Origin of the sequence: Sporosarcina sp. resist, assembly GCF_014302295.1 — a bacterium.
Lineage (GTDB): Bacteria > Bacillota > Bacilli > Bacillales_A > Planococcaceae > Sporosarcina > Sporosarcina psychrophila.
The window spans coordinates 4,334,928-4,355,663 of record NZ_CP060287.1 but is presented as its reverse complement, the minus strand read 5'-3'; the positions used below and the strand labels follow the sequence as shown (position 1 = coordinate 4,355,663).

General features: G+C 38.6%; 14 protein-coding genes. 11 read left to right on the top strand and 3 right to left on the bottom strand.

What is annotated here, in order from left to right:
* Window positions 1-111: 111 nt before the first annotated feature.
* From H7992_RS20860 to H7992_RS20830, 7 genes are all read left to right on the top strand, one after another.
* On the top strand, window positions 112-3,099 hold the full coding sequence (locus tag H7992_RS20860) for an S-layer homology domain-containing protein (RefSeq protein ID WP_187045885.1): 2,988 nt from the start codon (window positions 112-114) through the stop codon (window positions 3,097-3,099).
* Between the two features lie 676 nt (window positions 3,100-3,775).
* A complete protein-coding gene (locus H7992_RS24900; protein ID WP_255428513.1) occupies window positions 3,776-4,111 on the top strand; it encodes a hypothetical protein in 336 nt (111 codons plus the stop codon).
* Between the two features lie 311 nt (window positions 4,112-4,422).
* Window positions 4,423-5,319 (top strand): DUF2628 domain-containing protein, encoded by an 897-nt coding sequence (locus H7992_RS20850; protein ID WP_187045884.1) that lies wholly within the window; start codon window positions 4,423-4,425, stop codon window positions 5,317-5,319.
* A 906-nt stretch (window positions 5,320-6,225) separates the two neighbouring features.
* Complete coding sequence (locus tag H7992_RS20845) at window positions 6,226-7,254, top strand: ABC transporter substrate-binding protein (RefSeq protein ID WP_187045883.1); 1,029 nt, start codon at window positions 6,226-6,228, stop codon at window positions 7,252-7,254.
* Window positions 7,255-7,270: 16 nt separating this feature from the next.
* The gene (locus H7992_RS20840) at window positions 7,271-8,401 is read left to right on the top strand and encodes an ABC transporter ATP-binding protein (RefSeq protein ID WP_187045882.1); all 1,131 of its coding nucleotides are present in this window, start codon (window positions 7,271-7,273) and stop codon (window positions 8,399-8,401) included.
* On the top strand, window positions 8,398-10,101 hold the full coding sequence (locus tag H7992_RS20835; protein ID WP_187045881.1) for an ABC transporter permease: 1,704 nt from the start codon (window positions 8,398-8,400) through the stop codon (window positions 10,099-10,101). The genes H7992_RS20840 and H7992_RS20835 overlap by 4 nt, the downstream gene beginning before the upstream one ends.
* A gap of 20 nt (window positions 10,102-10,121) precedes the next feature.
* A complete protein-coding gene (locus H7992_RS20830) occupies window positions 10,122-10,895 on the top strand; it encodes an HAD-IIA family hydrolase (RefSeq protein WP_187045880.1) in 774 nt (257 codons plus the stop codon).
* Here the strand turns inward: H7992_RS20830 and H7992_RS20825 are convergent.
* Window positions 10,890-11,453, bottom strand: a complete 564-nt coding sequence (locus tag H7992_RS20825; protein ID WP_187045879.1) for a glycerol-3-phosphate responsive antiterminator — start codon at window positions 11,451-11,453, stop codon at window positions 10,890-10,892. The two genes, H7992_RS20830 and H7992_RS20825, sit on opposite strands and share 6 nt — an antisense overlap.
* Before the next feature lie 168 nt (window positions 11,454-11,621).
* Here H7992_RS20825 and H7992_RS20820 point away from each other — a divergent pair, with 168 nt between their 5' ends.
* On the top strand, window positions 11,622-13,262 hold the full coding sequence (locus H7992_RS20820; protein WP_222617993.1) for a glycerol-3-phosphate dehydrogenase/oxidase: 1,641 nt from the start codon (window positions 11,622-11,624) through the stop codon (window positions 13,260-13,262).
* A 356-nt stretch (window positions 13,263-13,618) separates the two neighbouring features.
* Entirely contained in the window at window positions 13,619-15,883 is a 2,265-nt protein-coding gene (locus H7992_RS20815; protein ID WP_187045878.1) for a 5'-nucleotidase C-terminal domain-containing protein, read from the top strand.
* Between the two features lie 142 nt (window positions 15,884-16,025).
* Here the strand turns inward: H7992_RS20815 and H7992_RS24990 are convergent, their stop codons facing one another.
* Window positions 16,026-16,109 carry a YvrJ family protein gene (locus tag H7992_RS24990; protein WP_187048001.1) on the bottom strand — a complete coding sequence of 28 codons (84 nt, stop codon included), beginning with the start codon at window positions 16,107-16,109 and terminating at the stop codon, window positions 16,026-16,028.
* 245 nt (window positions 16,110-16,354) lie between these two features.
* Between H7992_RS24990 and H7992_RS20805 the strand changes: the two genes are divergently transcribed.
* A complete protein-coding gene (locus tag H7992_RS20805; RefSeq protein WP_187045877.1) occupies window positions 16,355-17,923 on the top strand; it encodes a glycoside hydrolase family 10-like protein in 1,569 nt (522 codons plus the stop codon).
* A gap of 505 nt (window positions 17,924-18,428) precedes the next feature.
* Here H7992_RS20805 and H7992_RS20800 read toward each other — a convergent pair.
* Window positions 18,429-19,337 carry a LysR family transcriptional regulator gene (locus H7992_RS20800; RefSeq protein ID WP_187045876.1) on the bottom strand — a complete coding sequence of 303 codons (909 nt, stop codon included), beginning with the start codon at window positions 19,335-19,337 and terminating at the stop codon, window positions 18,429-18,431.
* 130 nt (window positions 19,338-19,467) lie between these two features.
* On the opposite strand from H7992_RS20800, the gene H7992_RS20795 reads away from it, so the two are divergent.
* Window positions 19,468-20,730, top strand: a complete 1,263-nt coding sequence (locus tag H7992_RS20795; RefSeq protein WP_187045875.1) for a dicarboxylate/amino acid:cation symporter — start codon at window positions 19,468-19,470, stop codon at window positions 20,728-20,730.
* The last annotated feature ends 6 nt before the right edge of the window (window positions 20,731-20,736 follow it).

Here is a 20,736-nt window from a genome sequence, read left to right as displayed (position 1 = left end):
ATAATTTGTACATATTTATCTCGCAATTGATGAAAAGCCTAACTACTATAAAGAATAGGCAAAAGCGAATGGCATACAGAGAGTACTACTACATTATATGGGGGTTTAAAAATGAGGAAATCTAGTTATGAAAAAATATTCAAAGCTACGTTGGCAACAACAGTTGCAGCAGGGGCTTTTGTTGCGGTTGCACCCGTAAATACGCAGGCGGCCAATCCAACATTTACAGATGTGAAGGACATCCCAAGTCATCATTTTTATGAAGCGGTCATGGACTTTACTGCAAGAGGCATGATTAGTGGATATCCAGACGGTACATTCAAACCAGGTCAAAGCATTACTCGTCAGGATGCTGCCAAACTATTGGCTCTTGCATTAGACTTAGATACGAAAGAGGTCCAAAATCCAGGGTTCAAAGACGTTAGCAAAACGAGCCCATACTACGGATATATTGCTGCACTTGTTGAAGCGGGAGTCATTTCGGGTTTTGAAGATAACACATTCCGACCTGGGGATAGTCTGTCAAGGGCACAAATGGCAAAAATTATTGTACTCGGCTTTGAATTTGAAGAAATGAAATCTGGAAAACTTCCATTTAGCGATATTAATGATAAGCAATGGCATATTGACTATGTCCGGACATTGTATGCCAAAGAAATTACAACTGGGACAACACCTACAAAATTCTCGCCGAACGCACTTGTGACGCGCGGACAAATGGCTTCATTTGTCTTCAGAAGTGAAGCACTCACAACGCCGAAAGTAGATGTAGACAAGGTAGCAGTAGAAGCAGCAGCGGGTCAATTGAAAGCTGGTGTAGTCACAGTCTCGCGTGGCAATGAGGCAACTGATGCCAACAAACTTACAGCGGTTCAAACCTATGTTAATTCACTCATTACGGAAAAAGGCGTAGTAGCAAAAGTGGCGGCAAGCACAACAGCTGGCAATTATGTAGTAACGCTTACTAAGGGTGAAGCAAAAGTAGAAAAAACAATTACTGTGACATTTAGCTTTGCTGCTGACGATCGTTTTGTTACTGAAGTAACCGCGATTAACGCTAAACAAGTTGAAGTTAAATTCGCAACACCTGTTACGAAAACAACCGTACTAAACGCTTCGAATGAAGTTCAAAATATGACATTTACGATGGTGACGGGCGCGACTGTGAACCCTGGACAACTTAAAGGCTCATTGTCCGAAGATGGTAAAACATTAACGATTACCGCAAATTGGATTTTTGACGGCGAGTATGCCTTTAAGTTAACTGATGCTATTAAATCCGTATCAGGTGAAAAGTTCGAGGAGTATACAGCGATTGTCAAAGCCAATGATAAAGTTGCGCCGAAACTCGTTTCAGGATCAGCTGCCGGAAAAACATCTACGAACTCGTTTGCCCTACTATTCGATGAACCTGTTAATGCAGCAGGAGTCATAGCGTATGTCAATGGTGCAGCAGCGACTGTTGCGAACAACCCAACGAATCCAAATCGTTTAGATGTTACTTCTAGCAAACAAGTTGCAGCAGGTACGGCAGCAACAGTAAAATTGACCAATGTAAAGGATTATAAGAATAACGTGATAGCTCCAAATCCAGTGGAAACGACAGTTACAATTTCTGCTGACACAGTTGCTCCAACTGTGTTGAATACAAAGGTTATTGGAGAAAATAGAGTAGAAATCACATATGATAAAAATATGAATATTGCTTCATTTGCAGGAAAAGCACGTCTCGTCCAATCAAATGGCACGGTGACAAATCTCGTAGCTTCGGCTGGTAGTAATGAAAAAACGGTTGTCTTAACGGGTTCAGGATTATTCTTTAATGGCGCGTACAATGCCATTCTATTTGTCGACGCTGATGTGAAAGATACAGTCGGTAATAGCACCGCCCTTTATTCAACTAACGTTACTCTCGATAAAGATACTATTGCGCCAGCATTTACAACTGTTGACTATAAAGATGGCAAAATTGTTGCGAACTTTACAGAGGATATTGCAATAGGCGGAACAAATGCAGTTACAGTCATTGATCAAAATACAGGAGCCGCAACTCAAATTTACCTAAACCATTACAATGCGGCGAATGCAGTGATTACTAACAATACATTAACAATTACTCAGGCATTGCCAAACGGAACCTATCAATTACGTCTACCAGCAAACACAGTCGTTGATAAAGCGGGCACACCAAATCCAAATGCGATTGCAACACAAACGTTTATTGTTCAAAATACCATCTCATCGGATAGTACGCGTCCCGTAGTTGTTGCTGTTACTAACTATCCACCAGCAAATGGACAAGTTCCTGGTGTTGAACAAACGGCTACTTATACAGCAATTGACGCTGATAGTGGAGTGAACCTAGCAACGATTCAAGACATCAATAACTATACGTGGGACGGTAGAGCATTACCGGTAGGATCTTATGTCACAACTGTTATCACTGGGTCGGCAGATAAAGCTACATCTGTTGCCGTAACAGTCCGTGTCCCATCTGCAAGTATCACAACAACTAAAAAAGCGCTATTTACGGTCAACAATATTCGAGACAATGCAGGAAACACCATTGCATCCGCTGGAGCGGGCGAAGTTACATTTGTTAGCGGTAACCAAAACCAACCGGAATTCAATTATGCAGCCATATCTAATAATGGTGCTTCACTTGTACTTGGTTTCAGTGAAACAGTTCAATCTAGCTCTTTAGATGCATATGATTTTGATATTACACTCAATGGTTACCTTCTGCCAATCAATTCCATTGCATCCGTTTACAGTCCCAATTCAAATGTCGATACATTTGTTGTCAGTATCAAAGCTTCTGTAGCGAATGATATTTCAATAAATAGTGGCATTAGTGATGTGATTTATTTAGATACTAATAATAATGGCGTATATGATGGAGGAAGAGATATAGTCCTTGACGTCGTAGATTCTAGAACTTACTCATCGAATGCAATCAACTCGGTTACAGCCAATTTAAATTCCAATTATGTCACGAGTTTAAGAGTCAAACTTGTACGGGATACTGTGTCACCCGTTCAAAATGCGCAAGGTAACTATGCTAACTTCAATAAAGAAATTGATGTAAGACTAAGATAATAATTCTGCAATATTGATTGAATACGCCTTCTGCTTGATCACAGTAAATGATCAGGTGGAGGGCGTATTTTTCTTTCCGTGTTTGAATGAGTACTAGTAGAGTCGGGTAATTAAAATCTGGGGTCTTTGGGGAATCGCCTCAAAGTGTCCAACGAACAAAGGAGTGTCCGACAAAACCCTCGTAGTCTCCAACAAACTAAGAAAAGCCCCCAACGAACCACTGAAAGCGTCCAACCAACAAGGGAGTGTCCAACGAAACCCTCGAAGTGTCCAACCAACTCAGAGAAGCCTCCAACGACCCACCGAAAGTGTCCAACGAACTAAAATTTCAAGTACTTGTACATGACACTATTTAGTCAATCCACTCCGATTATATATTTATAAGTTGAGGAGTAAAGAAATAACTAATCATCTAAACTTCTTTAAGTTTTATATAATTGTGTGAGTCGTGGATTGTTTTTTGTTACACAGGCATCCATACAATTAATATCAGACCTATTCTTTTATTAATCCGAATGATATAATAGTGCTATATAAATAGAAAATATTTACTGTTAATATAGTATAATACAATAAATCGGAAATATGGAAAGTTGGAAAAACTGCGAACCGCTAATTTAAGAATACATATTATTATAGACTCTTAAACTGGAAACATTAATGGGGGAGTTTTTATTTGTTTTGTTTTAACTGCGGGGAAAAAGCTCGTTTGCAGGCGGAGTTCTGCTCTTTTTGTGGTGCTCGACTTGATAGGCAACCAGAAAAAAGTAGTTATACAAATCAAAAGGGTGAAGATTCATCAGCGATGGTGGAGCCAATAGCCAAAAGCGTTCCAGAACATGTAACAGGAACTTTTTTGCAAGCTACTGAAAAAATAAATGCACTGGTTGGAGAACAAGGTGCCATTGATGTGAATTTACGGGATGTTTTTTCCGCTGTCTTAAAAATACATGTGAAGGACCGCTATAGCAGGTGCAGAGCTTGTGTATGTGAAGAAAGGAAATCTATTTAACCAACATCATCTATTGAATGCAAAATTCATTAAATTATTTTCAGTGCCTGTTATTTTGCATTCCATTTGGGATATGCCGCTCTACTATTTGCAGAATTTTAATTTTTTATATATTTTGCTGATTAGCATCGCATGGATTTTTATATTTACTTTAATAAACGCGGGACTTCAACAGATTGTACGACTAAATATAGAGCAAGTTGATGAAATTGATTTGCCAGTGGGATAGGGGATTGTGTATGCATTGCACTCATTGTGGGGGTACGATTTTTGAAAAAGATCAATTTTGTGAGGCTTGTGGAAATAACCTTTTGGACAGTAATGTGGAAACACCTAGTGAGACAGAAGCACCGGACTTGTTGAAAGCTTTTGTTGGCGAGTATAAAGAGTCGTATTACTTTGGGAAATGGGCGAAAAACGAACGACGATCATGGAACTGGGCCGCTTTCTTTGCTACGCTTTTCTGGCTCGGTTATCGGAAAATGTATAAGCATGTACTAGTGATACTGCTGTTTTTGCTCATAGCTGACGTAGTACACTATTTAGTAGGAGCTTCCACCGCTCAGTTTGACTTATATATCAACATCGGTATTGCGGCGGTACTTGGTATTTGGGGTAATTTTGAATATAAAAAGTTTGCACAAAAGGAAATTAACAAATTAGAAAAGCGCTTTTCAGGTGACGAGCTTCTTGAGAAAGTACGAAAACGTGGTGATAGTAGTTGGAAAGGCTTTTGGTTAACGCTTTTGTTGATATTCGGGTATGCAGGCATTTCGGTCGTTTTCGAATCGGTCGTACATTCTTTTACTGAGGTAGAGAGTAACGCAGAATTGACAACTTATACAGATGAAGACTACGGGATCTCATTTGATTATCCAGTCATTTGGAACGATTCGGTAGAGATTAGTTATGGAACCTGGGAAAATGATTCGGAGGAAACAATCGATTTTTATTATTTAAATCACTCGAAAGAAATTGAACAATACGTATTTAGCATCATTATTTATGATGAAGTTTTAGAGGAAAGTTACTGGGAAAATAGCGATGAAATATACTTAACCAATGATAGTAATAAAACCTACACGTTGGCGATTGCTGGTGAGGCAAATGAAGAAATGCATGACCCTTTAAACCAAGAGGACGTGGATATTGTGTCAAATATGATACGTGAGTTGGAGTTTGTAGTAGATTCATTTCGGTTGGAATAAGGAAGTAAGGTGAGGATTTGTGCCAAGTAAAAGATTAGTTGTTTTCGATTTAACGCATAAAACGGAAAGTTCGAGCTGTAAACAATTATGTCTTCCGTGAGGGGGCTTAGTGTCGGGTACTTACTAGCGTTGTGTAGAAACCATAATAAATAAAAAATCCGATACTTTTACATTTGTGGTTAGACTAAAAATTAAAAAAGGAATTGAGTCTGTGTAAATGACTCAGTTCCCTTTTTTGTAATAATTTATTTTTGGTCATTCTCTTGCATATTTAAAAAATGTTCTTTGGTTATTGGGCTAACAATGACGAAATTCTCTCCATATCGTATGGGCTTCGTTATGGGAACCGGTACTTTCTGTCAACCTTTACTCTTCTTCTTTTTTCGCTGGAACTCTTGCAGTGACCTATAGCATTCCTCTGTAATAACCAATAATTACTGGCGAAACGACCAAGTAATTCTACTAAATCTCTTGTATCTAATTCAATAAGCCGCCGACTGATTTGCGAATGACTAATGGACTTTAAATTAATCTCATTCAGGAAATTTTCACAGAGCGAATACCAATTTCAATTTGTCTAAGAGATTCCCACTTACAAAGATTTTCCATAATAAACGTTTTTATCATAGAAAAAACGGTTGGCTTTTTTGCATTGTAATTCAGAGTGGACAGGTGCTCACACATTTTAGCTTTGTTACAAGCACAGGCCTTCTTCAATTAATAATCATTTCTATTAATTAGGGGTTGTATTATTCTGAATACATTGTATACTGGGTATAGTTACATAACTAGGCAGAGACTATGAGATGAATGCCTAAATGAAAGCCCTTACATGGATAGGGGTTTCATTTAGCATTCATCTTTTTTGTCGCCTAGATTACAAAATATTACTATAGGGGGATAATCATGAAAAGAGCTGGCTTAATGGCTGCTAGTATTCTATTAGCGGCAAGTGTACTAGGTGGTTGTGCGGGTGGATCTTCAGATGGTGGAAGCGGTAAAGGTAGTCGAATTACACTTTATTCACCTGAGACTCCAGACTTTACGAAAGAGCTTGCTCAAAAGTATCAGGAAACGCATGATGAAAAAGTGGATGTCCATTATGCCGGTACAAACGTCCTTGTCAATCAGATGTTAGCAGAGAAAGATAATCCGAAAGCTGACGTTTGGTATGGCGGTGGGGGGATCCTTCCTTTTGAAGCAGCAGTAGAAAAAGGGATTCTTGGTAAGTATATTCCTGATTTTGCAGCAGATTGGGACATAGTTGAAAATGGTATTAAAATGAAACATGGAGATGGCAACTACGTCGGAGTCGAAATCTTTGTATTAGGTTTCGCATACAATACGGAGCTCGTTACAGAAGAAGAAGCCCCGAAAACGTGGGAAGATTTGCTTGATCCTAAATGGGAAGGGAAAATTCAGTTCCCTAACCCGGCAGCTTCCGGAACAGCAACATTAATGGTCATGGATCAAATGATGCGCAATGGAGAAGACGAAGCATGGGCTTATTTTGAGAAACTTGTTAAACAAGCAAACTCTATGCCAGATTCAGGGTCAACGCCTACAAAATCAGTATCTATGGGTGAAGCGCATATTGCTGTCGGTTTTGACTTCATGGCATATGAACAAAAAGCCAAAGGTGAAAGTGTGGACTTCGTAGTGCCTGATAAAACGCCAGTTCTCGTAAACCCAGTATCCATCATTGAAGGTGGTCCAAACGAAGAAGGCGGAAAGAGATTCATCGATTTCCTTCTATCTAAAGACGCTCAACAAATAATGGCAAACTGGTACCATATTCCGATAAACCCTGAAGTGGAATCGAAAACACCACTAACACTTGATAACATTAAAGAGCATGCGGTTGAGCTCGATATCGATTGGGTTAACGCAAACTATGACCGTGTACGAAGCGAATGGCAAGCTAAATTTCAATAAATAAGGGGGTGTAGTGATGGGCTCAGTAAGAATAAGCAATCTCATAAAAACATTTGGTGACTTTACTGCACTGAATGATATTAACCTAGATATAGAGGAAGGCGAGTTTTTTGCCCTCCTCGGCCCTTCTGGGTGTGGAAAGACGACGACTATGCGTTGCATAGCCGGTTTTGAGGATCCCACCTCTGGAAGCATTTACATAGGCGATCGCGAAGTGGAAAATATTCCGGCAAACAAACGAAATTGTGGAATGGTATTTCAAAGCTATGCATTATTCCCTCATATGAATGTATTCGACAATGTTGCCTACAGCCTGGATATCAAACAATTAAATTCTAGTAACCCCATTAAGCAAATGGGTATCTATGCACGACTTTTGAACAAGAGATTTGGAAAACATCCGAAAGAGACAATAGAGAAAGTAATGAAAATACTTAAATATGTGGAATTGGATAATCATGCGGAACGGATGACTAGTGAACTGTCGGGTGGGCAGCAGCAACGGGTCGCTCTTGCTCGGGCACTTGTCATGGAACCGGCAGTACTTCTGATGGATGAACCACTTTCGAACTTGGACCAGGCACTTAGGCATTCAATGAGAAATACGATAAGAACAATTCAACAGGATTTAGGGATAACTGCTATTTTCGTTACTCATGATCAGGAAGAAGCCATGAGTATGGCTGATCGTATTGCAGTTATGGATAAAGGAAATATAGTTCAAATCGGTACGCCGACAGACTTATACAGTAATCCTGCATCTCCATTTATAGCAAACTTTGTTGGGACGTCTAACATACTAAAGGGGACAGTCTTAGGCGAAGAAAACGGATTAACAATTGTAAAAGGCGAAGGTTTCTTAATTAAGTCAGCTAACAAGACATCAAAAAAAGAAGTAGATGCAATCATACGTCCTGAACACGTGAAAGTCGAAGCTGCTGATAGTGTCATCGATGAAACGAAAACAAATGTTATTGAAGGAACAGTTGTTATGTCCACATACTTGGGCTCAGTGGTTCGCTATGATGTACAAGTCGGCGGTTATCAACTTATCGTTGATACAACATACACTTCCGGTGTAAGCATTTTTAAAGAAGGAAGGAAGGTTAAACTGACGGTGGAACATGGAAGGGTGCTGTTGATATGAAGAAATTCAAAGACAGATTCAGTGGATTAACGCTCATTAAGATATTGATTTATGCGTTTTTCGGTCTGTTTATGCTCCTTCCCTTGTTTTCAGTATTTCTAGTCAGTTTTACTGGCCAACCCATCAATCTGCTAGGCTCATTAACGGATCCAGCTATATTCAGTTCAACAATAGAAAAATTGAAAGGTATGTCTTTAGAAAACTATAAAAAGATATTTACGAATGCGGGCTATTTGTCTGCATTGAAAAATAGTCTACTTTTAGGATTCACTGTTACCATTATTGTCATTTTGGTATGTATCCCGCTTGCATATGGGATTGCTAGAACGAAGATGCCTTTCAAAAAAACGATTTCCGCACTATGTATGGTACCGCTAATCGTACCAACATTCATATCTTCATATGCGTTTATCATTATGTTTGGACGCGCAGGATGGGTAACACAGATTTACAACGCACTAGGCGGGGAGGGAATGTTTGTAAACCCGTACTCGATGACGGGTGTTGTTTTAGTACAAGTATTCTTCTTCTTCCCTTATGCTTTATGGCCACTTGTTGCTGCATTTAAAGTAAGTGATGTAAGTTTGGAGGAAGCATCACAGAACTTGGGTGCCAAAAGTTGGTTTACATTTGCATTCGTGACATTTCCACTTGCACTACCAGGTGTCATTTCTAGTGCACTCCTAATTTTCACTGTTAGCTTCTCGGATTTTGGAACACCAATCGTTCTTGCTCCTAAGGAATTGAACTTGCTTGTCGTTGAGGCGTATCGTGAAATTTCCGGTTTCTTTAACTGGGGTGGTGCTGCAATTTTGACTGTTGTCATGGTGATTGTTGCCGCATTCTTCTTTTGGCTTCAACACTTGTTTACAAAAGGAAAGAATTATGGTTCTGTTTCCGGAAAGCCAAAACAGCAGAAATTGATTGAAAACAAATTATTGACTAGAATTCTATCAGGCTATTCTTTCTTTATCGTATTAGTGCCGCTTCTAGCAATGCTTTCAATTGCATTACAATCAGTTGCAACGACCTGGGGAAAAAATCTATTACCGAACGGTTATACATTAGATCATTATAAGACTATTTTCTCTACCTCAATGGGGAATATTCAAAATAGTATTATGCTTGCCACTGGAGCGCTCGTTCTGAGTGTAATTATTGCTACTTTTGTTTCTTACTTTGTTGTAAGACAAAACTCTGCGAAACTCGATTTCATGGCATCTATTCCACTCGTTGTTCCTGGAATTGCGTTTGGGATTGCAATGATCCAAACATTTAATACTGCACCGTTACAATTGACGGGTACAGCGTTTCTCCTCATCATTGCATATACAATTCGTCGGCTCCCTTACATGGTTCGTTCGACAATGGGGGCGATGCGCGCTATAAAGCAAGACATTGAAGAAGCTGCTATTAATCTTGGTGCAACTCCACTTACTGCAGCCATTACGATTATCGGACCACTTATGCTTCCGGGAATCGCAGCAGGATCGGTTTTGGTATTCATTACAGTCATAAAAGAAGCAAGTGTATCTATTTTGTTAGCTCCACCAGAATGGGCGCCAATGAGTTTGGCGATTTTCCAAAATATTTTACGTGGAGAATATTACTCTGCGGCTGCAATGTCGATTATTTTAGTAGTACTCGTTCTTGTACTGCAGGCAATTGCTACTGGAATAGGTAGAAAACAAAAGCTATGAATTTATGGGAGTGAAGTGTCTTGAAAGGATTCATATTTGATCTTGATGGAACAATATATGTGGATGATGGAATCATTAGTGGTGTTGCAGAAGCAATAAAAGAATTGAAGGAACGCGGCGATAAGGTCGTGTTTCTTACGAATAAATCAATTGCAAGTAGAAATGATTACGTTGAAAAGTTAAATAAGCTTGGTATTGAGGTAAAGATTGATGAAGTGATCAATTCGAATTACATCACTGCACATTATCTGAAGTCAGCAATGGATGAAGGGGATACTGTATATGTAATTGGAGAAGAGCCTTTATTCAAAGAGCTTTCAGATGAAAAAATAAAATTGGCAGATGTACCTGAAAAAGCATCCTATGTTGTTCTCGGATGGGACCGTGAGTTCACTTATGATAAGTTAAATATCGCTTTTCAAGCATGGCGAAATGGAGCAAAAATTATTGCGACTAATCCTGATCGGACATGCCCAGTACAAGGTGGGGAAATTCCAGATTGTGGGGCTATGATTGGAGCAATTGAGGGGGCCACCGGTGAACCCATAACAACAATTACCGGAAAGCCATCTTCGATGATGGCGGAATACGTTTTGAATAACGTTTTAGACATGCAAGCGAGTGATTGTTACATGGTCGGAGACAGACTGGAAACGGATATTAAAATGGCTAAAGAAGCCGGTATTCAATCCGTACTTGTCATGACAGGCATCACAACACCTGAAATGTTAAGGAAGACTGACTACCAACCTGATTTTGTACTTGAGAGTGTAAAAGATATTAGTACGTTATAAGTCGAAATTCCACATTTCAGGATCTCCAGAAGAAACGGCGAGAGCGCCAGCCTGTAGTGCATCATGGACTTCAGATATTTGAGTTATTAGTCCACCTGCAATAATTGGATAATTCAGTTCTGAGGAGAGCTCATCAATGATTTTTGGCATGATACCAGGCATGATTTCTACAGCGTCAGGGCGACAAGATTTCACCATCTCAATACCTTTTTGGATTGCGCTTCTGTCTAATAAAAATATACGCTGTATCGTCATTAGTCCAACTTCATTTGACATTTTAACAATGTGGCTCTTTGTTGTGATAATACCCGTAGGTTTCCAAAATTCAGCAACATAACTGAGGGCATTTTTAGAATTCGAAATTCCATCTATAAAATCTAGATGGATGAAGACATATTTACCTGCCTCTTTAAGTTGTTTGATATAGTCAGCTATCGTCATTAAATTTCCAGTGAGTAAGAAAACAATATTAGCATTACTTGTAAGTGACCGTTGTAAATCTTCTTCATTTTGCACAGATGCAATTATTTGCGATTCAACCATATCAACTAAGCGCATAGAGGATTTCCTTCTTTCAATCATTGGAGTTTTTACCTAATAATTATAACATACTAAATAGAGTAATAAATCGAATAAAGGTCAGAGAAGAAGAGAAAGGCCATTACGATGCCCTCCCATAGAGTGAGGGATATTGTGATGGCCTTATTTTGTAAAGGAGATTATAAAATGAAAAAATTTTCTTATATGGATAGAAATAGAGTGTTGTCAGGGATTGAGGGAGATGAGTATGATGTCATAATCATCGGGGGAGGTATTACTGGAACTGGAATAGCCCTGGATTGCACAACACGTGGGCTGAAGACGCTTCTTGTGGAAATGCAAGATTTCGCAGCGGGGACATCGAGTCGGTCAACTAAATTGATCCATGGAGGTCTTCGGTACTTAAAACAATTTGAAGTGAAAATGGTAGCGGATGTAGGAAAAGAAAGAGCAATTGTTTATGAAAATGCCCCACATGTCACTCACCCGGAATGGATGCTTCTTCCTATTTATAAAAAAGGAACTTTTGGAAAGTATTCTACTTCTATCGGACTTCAAGTGTATGACTTTCTAGCTGGTGTTAAACGTAGAGAAAAGCGGAAAATGTTATCTCGGGATGAAACACTAAAAAAAGAACCTTTACTAAAAAAAGAGGGCCTTTTGGGTGGAGGATATTATGTTGAATATCGTACAGACGATGCCCGGTTGACAATTGAAGTTGCGAAGAAGGCGGTAGAAAAAGGTGCAGACCTACTAAGTTATACGAAAATGGAAGAATTCTTATATACCTCTGATGCCCGTCTATCAGGTGTTTATATTAAGGATATGTTGACAGGGAATAGGTTTAGGGTAAATGGGAAGAAAATTGTTAATGCTTCCGGTCCTTGGGTTGAAAAAATAATTGGCATGGATCGAAAGATTGATGGTAAAAGCCTTCTTCATACAAAAGGTGTCCATATTGTTATTGACGGAGCAAAATTCCCACTTCGACAGCCGATTTATTTCGATACACCAGATGGACGAATGGTTTTTGCGATTCCAAGAAGCGGAAAAGCCTATGTAGGAACGACAGATACTGTATTCGAAGATGAATTGCAGCATCCTCAAGTTACAGTCAAAGATAAGGAGTATTTATTGAAATGTATCGAGTTTATGTTTCCAGCGGCAAGCGTTGGTTTGGATGATATCGAATCGACTTGGTCGGGTGTAAGGCCCTTAATTCATGAGGCAGGAAAGGGTCCTTCAGAAATTTCTCGGAAAGATGAGGTATGGATCTCAGAAACCGGACTTATCACGATTGCAGGTGGGAAATTAACAGGCTATCGGAAAATGGCTGAAACAGTAACTAATTTACTCTGCAAGGAACTGCGAAATGTAGGAGTGCAAAGTGGTAGTTCAATCACTAAAGACTTGAAGTTATCAGGAGGGGAATTTAATAATCCCAAAAAATTACCAAACTTTATTACTTCCAAAGCAAGAGAAATTACATCACTTGGTATTTCGATTGAAGATGCGACAAATATAGCTGCCTTATATGGGACAAACACAGACGTTATTGTTAACCTTGCGAACGAAGTATTAAAGGAAACAGGGTTACCGCTCTCAATCACACTGACACTTCATTATGCCATAAAACATGAAATGATCTTAACACCAGTCGATTACTTTATGCGAAGGACTGGAACAATCTTCTTCGATATTAATTGGGTAGAGACTTGGAAACTTTCGGTGATTGACTACATGGCACAATTTATGGAGTGGACACAAGAACGGAAAGAGGAGCTTACAGAAGAATTAGAGTTGCGCATATTGGAAGCAAAAGCATAGAACTTGAGGTTGATGAAGCCCGTTCGTGAATCGGATGTAGGATACGGATAAGCCTCTTAATTGGTCAAAGTTCTCTGATTTCTTTAAGTACCAGAGACGAGTTGAACCCTAAAATAAAAGGAACCCTGAACTATTGTGCTATTTGTCTGGCTACTTATACTAGTTCCAATTTAATATTGTCCTTCGGATGTACTCGTCCTAAGTATTATAGGAGTGATCAAATTTCAAGTATGCTGCGCTCCACCTCATTCGGAAAACTCACTTTAATTGAAGGACAACTTGTTAGAAAATGGTGTAAATGCTATACTCGGAGAGGTATTCTTAAGATTCCGAAAATAATAGGGGGAAATAATGGAATGGTTAAATTTAAAACGTCTATATCAATTATTTTAGCAATCGTATTAGTTCTTGGAGCAGGGACTTTCTCTATGCCAATAACTGCTAGTGCGGAAGAAAAAGAGATTAATATTACACTGCTTGCAACCTCAGATATTCATGGTCGTTTCATGCCTTGGGATTATGCAGTGGACGGATCAAACCCAAGCGGAAGTTTAACGCAATTGTTTACAATTATTAAAAATGTACGTGAACAGAATCCAAATACAATTCTTCTGGATAATGGTGATATGATTCAGGATAATTCAGCAGAACTGTTCAATGATCAACCAGAGTCTCCTTTAATGAAGGCTTTAAATGAAATGGATTATGATGCATGGTCTTATGGTAATCATGAGTTTAATTTTGGATTGGATACGTTGGATAAGGTATCCAGCCAGTACAAAGGTCCGAAATTGGCGGGAAATGTTTATAAAGATAATGGCGATCGATTTTTACCGGCTTATACGATTATCGAAAAAGAAGGCGTTAAAATTGCGATTATCGGTATGGTCACTCCATTAATCGTTGAATTTGAAAAAGGTACTAATCATCTGGATGGTTTGGTTGTTAAAAATCCAGTTGAAGAGACAAAAAAGGTAGTTAAAGAGTTAGAAGGAAAAGTAGATGTCATGATTGGCATAATGCATATGGGTCTAGAAAATGAAAATGGGATTCCTGGAACGGGCGTGCGCGATGTTGCAAACGCAGTACCTGAGTTAGCTGCCATTTTTGGGGGCCACAATCATGTACTGATTGAAAAAGAAGTGGTAAATGGTGTTTTAATTACAGAACCCAATAAATACGGTACACATATTTCCCAAATAGATTTGACTTTCAATCGCGAGGGTACAAAATATATTCTGAAAGATAAAGATGCAAAAGCAATTCCAGTTAAATCAGTTGACGGAACGCTTGTTGAATCGGACAGTAAGTTGGAAAAACAATTGGAATCGTTTCATGAGTTCGCTCGTGCGGATGCGAATATTGTTGTGGGGCAGCTGAAAGGAATGAACCTTGTTCCGAAAAATGAAATCACCGGAATTCCAGCTGTACAAATTCAAGAAACACCTTTGTCGGACTTTTTCCATGAAGTCATGCTTCATTACAGTAATGCGGATGTAGTGGCGCATCAAATTGATAACGATAAGGCTTTCTTGGATATCGGTCCTATTAAGAAAAAGGATATTGCATACAATTATCAGTTTGCCGGTGGAGAAATATCGGTATATGAAGTAACCGGAAAAGATTTGAAAGACTATATGGAATGGGCTGCCGGCTACTTTAACAGTACTCGATCAGGAGATGTAACGATTAGTTTTGATAAAACGCGTCGTGCATCAAAATATAGTACAAACGACTTTTTTGGCAACGTCAAATACGATATCGATTTAACAGAGCAAGCAGGTAACAGAATCAAAAATCTTCGCAGATTAGATGAAACACCAATTAACATGGAAGACAATCTAACACTTGGCATGAATGCGTACAGGATGGACTTCCTTCTTTCAAAGGGACAGCCATTTGAAGCACGAAAATTCAATATGCTTTGGTCCTCCAAAAATGAAAGCGCATATGGTGAAACTGGAGGCACAATCCGTAATTTGGCGATTAAATATTTAAAAGAAGAGATGAAAGGTGAGTACACACCGATTCTTCAAAGCAACTGGAAAGTTATCGGAGTAGATACAAAATCACCGTCATATTCAGCGGTCGTTGATCTTGTAAATAAAGGCATTTTGGAAATCCCTACTACGGAAGACGGGAAATTCACAAACATCGCATCTATCAATGCAAATGATAATGTAACGAAAGAGGAGATTAAAGCCCTTTCTTTAAAAGCCAAAGTAAGTGATAGTCATTTTTCCAAAGTGAAAACGACAGGAGAATTTTATCAGGAGCTATCAAAAGTATTAAAAACCCCTGCCCCTGTCGAAGATGAAGGAAAAGATAAGCCGGTTAGTCCGAGCAAACCGACACCGGATAAAGTTAAACCAGTTAGCCCGAGTAAACCCGCACCAGATAAAGCTAAACCCGTAGTCACAAAACCAGCAACACCTAAAGGAAATGTTACCGCATTCTACTTGAATGTTCGTTCTCATCCAGCAAACGGCGGGAAATCTTATGGCACCGTATCTAAGAATACAGAGCTAACTATTTTAGGAGAAGAAAAAGGCTGGTATAAGATTTCATACAAAGGCAAGACAGCATATGTTTACAGCCGATATGTGAAAATACAAAAGTAATAACTAGAAAAGAAGGTCATTGTGTCAAGCACCGGTACCCTTAGTCAATTCTGACACTGGTGAATAGCCTCGAAGAAAATAGTCCTTCAATCCATTAATGGATTAAGGGGCTATTTCTTTTGCTGTTCATTCTATACTTTAACTAATTTCTCTTGAACGTCGAATAAACTAAATTTTTTTCGAGTCGGTGCAAAAGAAAGAATGATACGCATATCGGGAAACCGATTTCTTATATAAAACTCATTCATTGTTCCATCTCGTCAGCTCCTTTCATTGAGTAAATAAAATACGGAAGTTCTTGTGGATACTTTAATTGGGGGAATTACTCCTTTCATATTTACCTATAATTGGATACAATTAGAATAGGATAAGGATACAGGGGGAAATGGAAATAAAGAAGTCAAAAAGATGGACAACTACTCGAGATACTAGAAAAACCATTACATAGGGTAAGGAAGGAAGTTATTTATAATGAAAAAACATCTATTTAAAGCTACATTATCAGCGGCTATAACACTCGTTTTACTTATTTCACTCCTGCCATTACAGGTTAAAGGAGCAAGCGTGACGCCCCCTAAGAATGAGATGCGTGCGGCTTGGATTGCAACCGTTCAAAATGTGGATATGAAACCAGGCATGAATGCAGCTCAATATACTGCTTGGGTACAGAAAACATTGGATCACTTGAAAGCTAATAAATTCAATGCAGTTATTTATCAAGTAAAACCAACAAATGATGCGTTGTATCCTTCTAAATTGGCGCCATGGTCATCCTATATAACAGGGGGGAGACAAGGGAAAAGCCCTGGTTACGATCCTTTATTAATAATGATAAATGAAGCGCACAAGCGTGGTATGGAGCTACATGCATGGGTCAACCCTTACCGAGTTACAATGCCTGGCCAAACATTGGCAAGCCTTGCGCCTAGTAATGTAGCCCGTACAAATCCTGGATGGGTAGTTAAATATGGTAAGCAATATTATTTGAATCCTGGACTTCCTGAAGTACAAAATTATTTAATAGCTACAGTCAAAGAATTAGTAGCTAAATATGATATTGATGCTGTTCATATGGATGATTATTTTTATCCTTATAAAATTAAAAATGAAACATTTCCCGATCAAGCTGCATTTAAGAAATATGGATCATCTTTCAAAAAAATAGCCGATTGGCGTCGAGATAATGTTAACCAACTCGTCAAAAAGGTCTATTCATCTATTAAAACGACTAAACCGCATGTGCAATTTGGGATTTCTCCATTTGGAGTGTGGCGCAATCAATCAATGGATCCTACTGGCAGCAGTACGCGAGCTGGTGTAACAAATTATGATGACTTATATGCGGATACAAGACAATGGATTAAAGACGGCAGTATAGATTATATTACGCCACAAATCTACTGGTCTAAAACACTGTCAGTAGCTAAGTATTCAACTCTATTGGATTGGTGGAGTAATGAAGTAGAAACATATGCCGACAAACATCCTGTTAATCTATATATTGGTCTAGCTGATTATAAAGTTGGCGTTGACGCCGATAAAGCATGGAAGAACAAAATGGAGTTACCCAACCAAGTATTTGCCAACAGAGCAAACCAAATAGCTACGGGTCAAATGCACTTTTCTTTAAAGAGCATCCAAAAAAATCAGCTTGGTTATGCAACAATCCTGAAGCAACAACTTTATAATTATACTGCTTTAACTCCAGCAGCTTCTTGGAGCAACGCAGCAATTCCAGCAGAACCAACATGGGTACAAGCTAACAAGGATATAGCCGGAATGAAGTTAGTCATCCAGGATCAAACGACTACACAACCAAGAAAATATGTGATCTACCGTTTTGAAGGAAACGAAGTGGGATCCTATGAAAATTCTCATAGCATAGTAGATGTTGTCTATAATACAAAAGGAAATACCGTATTTTTAGATAAGACAGCAAACCGCAACAAACAATACACCTATGGAATTACTTCCGTATCCGCCACTGGCGTTGAGAGTGAGAATGCATATGTTGTGACGTCTGAAGAGGTTAGGCGCTAGGGAACAACGCTAATTTGTATAGGTCGGACAGATGAATACCTGGAATAAACGAAGTGTAGGTGCGCTATATTGAGCCTACAGGTGTTTCGGTAACCAAAGAAAAGTTAGTCATTCATAGCAAACAGAAAAGCCCTTTTAGCAATCAAAGGGCTTTTTGTGTTTTGATGATAGAGACAAGTTAATGTGAGTAATAAAATTGGTGGGGTCTCCAACGAATCGCCGAAAGTGTTCGATCATTCACGGAAAGCGCCCAACCAACGAAGGAGTGTCCAACAAACTCAGGAAAGCCTCCAACCATTCCCAACCCGACGCCATCAATCCACACCAAAAACTCCAAAGAGAAAAATCCCGCCAGGTGTTCCACATAACCTAGTTATTCATCCCATGAAAAATCATGTTAGTCAATATCTGATTCCTGTTTCCTTTAGTCTCGACAAAAATAAAATAATCTTTCGGTAGATTGAAACCAATTTCAAACAGTCCTAGTTATGTAATCGGACAATAGTTAGTAACCAATTTGATTTTCCCAAGGTCTTACTATTTGCTCAATCCTTGTTTTTGATTGAAAAATGAATTCACTGACCTGTTGTGCATGGATGTTTAGACCTTCTCTTTCAACCTGGTAGCAATTCCTAAATGGCGGAGGATCTTCGAGTAAGCAGACATCAATCCACCCTTGTTTATGAAAATTCCTGGCAATTGAAACAGGAACAACCGCCCAATAATCCCCTTTAGATAGGAACTCCAGTAGCATTTTTGCAGTGTCGATTTGAATATATGTATTAGTAGGTGGCCCCCAATGTTTCTCATGCCAAATATGATAATCGATTCCCCAATTAATATAAAGCTGATTTTCCGGGATAAGTTCATTATTGGGAATAATGCGATCGATAAAGTCATTTTCCTTACTTCGAATCAATACCATTTGTTCTTCAAACAATAGACTTACCTTTACGTTACGCAGAATACGATCTTGTAAAGAAAAGCCTATATCGATTTCTCTACGATCAATCAAGGAATAAATTTCATTGGATTGATGTGTGTGAATAGCAATACGGATATGGGAGTTTTGCTGAGAAATCAATGGATATATGGTATTCAATATATAATTATGCACACTATCGACAGCCCCAATTGTGATGGTAGCTTCCGTGCTCATCGATTTCAAATTTTTCGCTTCCAATAATAAGGATTCATACTTCAATGCAATTTGATAAAATCGTTCACCTTCATTTGTCAGTGAAACGCTTTTTACACCTTTTTCACGTTCCAATAATATGACACTGTATTCTTTTTCAATGTTATTCAAACGCTGGCTTATTGTTGATTGAGAAACATAAAGATGATTCGCCGCTTTCGAAAGACTACCCAGTCTGACAATAGACAAGAAAGTTTCGACTTGACTAAGATTCATATAATGCCCCCTATATATCTAATTTATCGATAATTAATAGTTATATATTTAATTTTACTATATATATCTTGCTTGTTACACTTAAAACTATGAAAGGGCTTTCACAATATTTCAAAAAGGGGGAATTGAAATGAAACGGTGGCTTAAATTACCATTGTACACGCAAATCGCAATCGGGGGGATACTTGGAATAATCCTTGGATTTATTTTAGGGGAGAATGCAAAATACATAGCACCTTTGGGGACGTTATTTATTCGCTTGCTCCAAATGTTAATTATACCGCTGGTTATCACGTCGGTTCTGGCTGGGATATTAAGTATGAAAGATGCAAAATCAGTTGGTAAAGTCGGCGGTTCTTTTTTAGTCTATTTGATCATTACGAGTATCATTGCAACAACGATTGGGGTAATTGTTGCGCTTATACTAAAACCAGGTAAAGGATTACAATCATTATTAAATCATGGAGAAAAGGTTGAAACGGTGGAGTTCGATTTCGTAGAACACTTTCTATCGTGGGTGCCTAATAATATATTCCAATCATTGGCGAATATGGAGATGCTCCAAATCATTGTATTTACAGTGATCATTGGACTTGTCATGCTTACCCTTGGTGAAGAAAAGGTTCCGACTATTACAAAGTTTGTTAATGAAGGTGCGAACCTCATGCTGAAATTAACGGGATATATTATTCAATTAGCGCCTTATGGAATACTTGCACTGCTTGCAAATCTGGTAGGGACATTCGGGTCAGAAATGTTATCTGCTGTTGTGAAATTTGTAGTTGCAGACTATATTGCATTGATGGTTGTATTGCTAGTTGTCTATCCGATCATGTTAAAATTTACAACCGGTTTAAATCCGATTCAATTCTATAAAAACATATATCCATCGATGCTCTTTGCATTTACGACATCTACAAGTTCTGCTACCATTCCGGTTTCACTCCAAGTTACAAAAAGGAACTTGGGAATTTCTGAAAAAACTGCTGGATTCACAATTCCGTTTGGTGCAACGGCGAATATGGATGGTTTTGCGGTTGCAATTGGGATCATTTCTGTATTTGCCGCAAATCTATATGGAATAGAAATTACATTTGGTTTAATAGTACAATTCGTTTTATTAGGATTGGTCTTGTCAATAGGTGCCGCAGGAGTGCGTGGTGCGGGAATTGTCATGTCTATTGTCCTTTTGGAAGCATTAGGGATGCCACTATTGATTATTCCAATTTTAGCAGCAATTTGGCCAGTAATTGATATGGGACATACAACATTGAACATTGCCGGTGATTTGACAGGTACAACAATCGTTGCCAAGAAGAACGACGATTTGGATGAAGAAATATTCAATGCGAAAAATAATAAAATAAAGACGGATGAACAAGAAGTCTTTTAATATATC